Source organism: Flavobacterium sp. JAS (assembly GCF_020991455.1).
In the GTDB taxonomy this organism is placed as follows: domain Bacteria; phylum Bacteroidota; class Bacteroidia; order Flavobacteriales; family Flavobacteriaceae; genus Flavobacterium.
The window spans coordinates 1-3,146 of sequence record NZ_JAJMOX010000030.1 but is presented as its reverse complement, the minus strand read 5'-3'; the positions used below and the strand labels follow the sequence as shown (position 1 = coordinate 3,146).

The following is a 3,146-nucleotide window of genomic DNA, read 5'->3' as shown; positions in this document are numbered from 1 at the left end:
ATTTTAAGATTGGTACAATAAGCAAAATAAGGGCGTATGGGGGATGCCTAGGCTCTCAGAGGCGATGAAAGGCGTGATAAGCTGCGAAAAGCTACGGGGACGGGCACACACCGATTGATCCGTAGATACCTGAATGGGGCAACCCACTATGTTGAAGACATAGTACACCGATAGGTGGGCAAACCCGCTGAACTGAAACATCTAAGTAGGCGGAGGAGAAGAAAACAAAAGTGATTCCGTAAGTAGTGGCGAGCGAACGCGGATTAGCCCAAACCAATGTTGTTACGGCAATGTTGGGGTTGTAGGACCACGATATTTTATGTACAAGGAACCGGAACTGACTGGAAAGTCGGGCCATAGAGGGTGATAGCCCCGTATGGGTAACGAGTATAATAGATAGTGGTATCCTGAGTAGGGCGGGGCACGTGAAACCCTGTCTGAATTTGGCGGGACCATCCGCTAAGGCTAAATACTCCTGAGAGACCGATAGTGAACCAGTACCGTGAGGGAAAGGTGAAAAGAACCGTGAATAACGGAGTGAAATAGATCCTGAAACCATACGCTTACAAGCGGTCGGAGCCCTTTCGTGGGGTGACGGCGTGCCTTTTGCATAATGAGCCTACGAGTTAACGTTGCTGGCAAGGTTAAGTGGTTAAGCCACGGATCCGTAGCGAAAGCGAGTCTGAATAGGGCGCTTTAGTCAGTAGTGTTAGACGCGAAACCGTGTGATCTACCCATGGGCAGGATGAAGCGCTGGTAACACAGTGTGGAGGTCCGAACCGGTTGACGTTGAAAAGTCTTCGGATGACCTGTGGGTAGGGGTGAAAGGCCAATCAAACTCGGAAATAGCTCGTACTCCCCGAAATGCATTTAGGTGCAGCGTTATGCATAAAGTTATATAGAGGTAGAGCTACTGATTGGATGCGGGGGCTTCACCGCCTACCAATTCCTGACAAACTCCGAATGCTATATAATGTTTCATAACAGTGAGGGCTTGGGTGCTAAGGTCCAAGTCCGAGAGGGAAAGAACCCAGACCATCAGCTAAGGTCCCCAAATATACGCTAAGTTGAAAGAACGAGGTTTGTCTGCCCAGACAGCTAGGATGTTGGCTTGGAAGCAGCCATTCATTTAAAGAGTGCGTAACAGCTCACTAGTCGAGCGGACGAGCATGGATAATAATCGGGCATAAGCGTATTACCGAAGCTATGGATTTACAGTTTACTGTAAGTGGTAGGGGAGCATTCTAACAGGGTTGAAGGTGTGTCGTAAGGCATGCTGGACTGGTTAGAAAAGAAAATGTAGGCATAAGTAACGATAATGCGGGCGAGAAACCCGCACACCGAAAAACTAAGGTTTCCACAGCTATGCTAATCAGCTGTGGGTTAGTCTGGTCCTAAGGCGAACCCGAAAGGGACAGTCGATGGCTAACGGGTTAATATTCCCGTACTACTAATTACTGTGATGGGGTGACGGAGTGATGAAAGCGCCGCGAACTGACGGAATAGTTCGTTGAAGTACCTACCTATAAGCTGCGCAGGCAAATCCACGCGGCTTGGGGAAATACGATAGTACTCGGAGTCTTCGGACAAAGAGATAGTGCGCCTAAGGGCTTCCAAGAAAAACCTCTAAACTTCAGGTAATTAGTACCAGTACCGTAAACCGACACAGGTAGTTGAGGAGAGAATCCTAAGGTGCTCGAGAGATTCATGGCTAAGGAATTAGGCAAAATAGACCCGTAACTTCGGGAGAAGGGTCGCCCTGTAGCAATACAGGGCCGCAGTGAAGAGGTCCAGGCGACTGTTTATCAAAAACACAGGGCTCTGCAAAATCGTAAGATGAAGTATAGGGCCTGACACCTGCCCGGTGCTGGAAGGTTAAGAGGAGATGTTATCTTCGGAGAAGCATTGAATTGAAGCCCCAGTAAACGGCGGCCGTAACTATAACGGTCCTAAGGTAGCGAAATTCCTTGTCGGGTAAGTTCCGACCTGCACGAATGGTGTAACGATCTGGACACTGTCTCAGCCATGAGCTCGGTGAAATTGTAGTAACGGTGAAGATGCCGTTTACCCGCAGTGGGACGAAAAGACCCTGTGCACCTTTACTATAGCTTAGTATTGACCTTGGATAAATGATGTGTAGGATAGGTTGGAGACTGTGAAGTGGCGTCGCCAGGCGTTGTGGAGTCATTGTTGAAATACAACCCTTTGTTTATCTGAGGCCTAACCCCGCGATTGCGGGGGACATTGCTTGGTGGGTAGTTTGACTGGGGTGGTCGCCTCCAAAAGAGTAACGGAGGCTTCTAAAGGTTCCCTCAGTACGCTTGGTAACCGTGCGTAGAGTGCAATGGCATAAGGGAGCTTGACTGAGAGACATACAGGTCGATCAGGTACGAAAGTAGAGCATAGTGATCCGGTGGTTCCGCATGGAAGGGCCATCGCTCAAAGGATAAAAGGTACGCCGGGGATAACAGGCTGATCTCCCCCAAGAGCTCATATCGACGGGGGGGTTTGGCACCTCGATGTCGGCTCGTCACATCCTGGGGCTGGAGAAGGTCCCAAGGGTTGGGCTGTTCGCCCATTAAAGTGGCACGCGAGCTGGGTTCAGAACGTCGTGAGACAGTTCGGTCTCTATCTACTGTGGGCGTTAGAAATTTGAGTGGATCTGATTCTAGTACGAGAGGACCGAATTGGACAAACCTCTAGTGTATCTGTTGTCCCGCCAGGGGCACCGCAGAGTAGCTACGTTTGGAAGGGATAAGCGCTGAAAGCATATAAGCGCGAAACCCACCACAAGATGAGATTTCTTTTAAGGATCGTGGAAGATGACCACGTTGATAGGCTATAGATGTAAAGGCAGTAATGTCATAGTCGAGTAGTACTAATAATCCGTAAGCTTATGTACACCCTTTTCCTCCCCGCCCCGGCGGGGAGGAAGAAACTTTCTAATACTTTTATGTTTCTTTATCTCAGTATGTTAAGATATTATGTAATGTTGATCAATCAATAATTGATTACCCATTGCAAAACGACCTTAAGGTGGTTATTGCGGCGGGGCTCACCTCTTCCCATCCCGAACAGAGTAGTTAAGCCCGCCTGCGCAGATGGTACTGCAGTTATGTGGGAGAGTATGTCGTCGCCTTTCTTTT

General features: G+C 49.0%; 2 rRNA genes. Both read left to right on the top strand.

Annotated features, from left to right (window positions below):
• Window positions 1-15 precede the first annotated feature (15 nt).
• Window positions 16-2,902 (top strand): 23S ribosomal RNA (locus tag LPB88_RS23565).
• Between the two features lie 130 nt (window positions 2,903-3,032).
• Window positions 3,033-3,142: ribosomal RNA gene (rrf, locus tag LPB88_RS23560) — 5S ribosomal RNA — on the top strand.
• Window positions 3,143-3,146 lie beyond the last annotated feature (4 nt).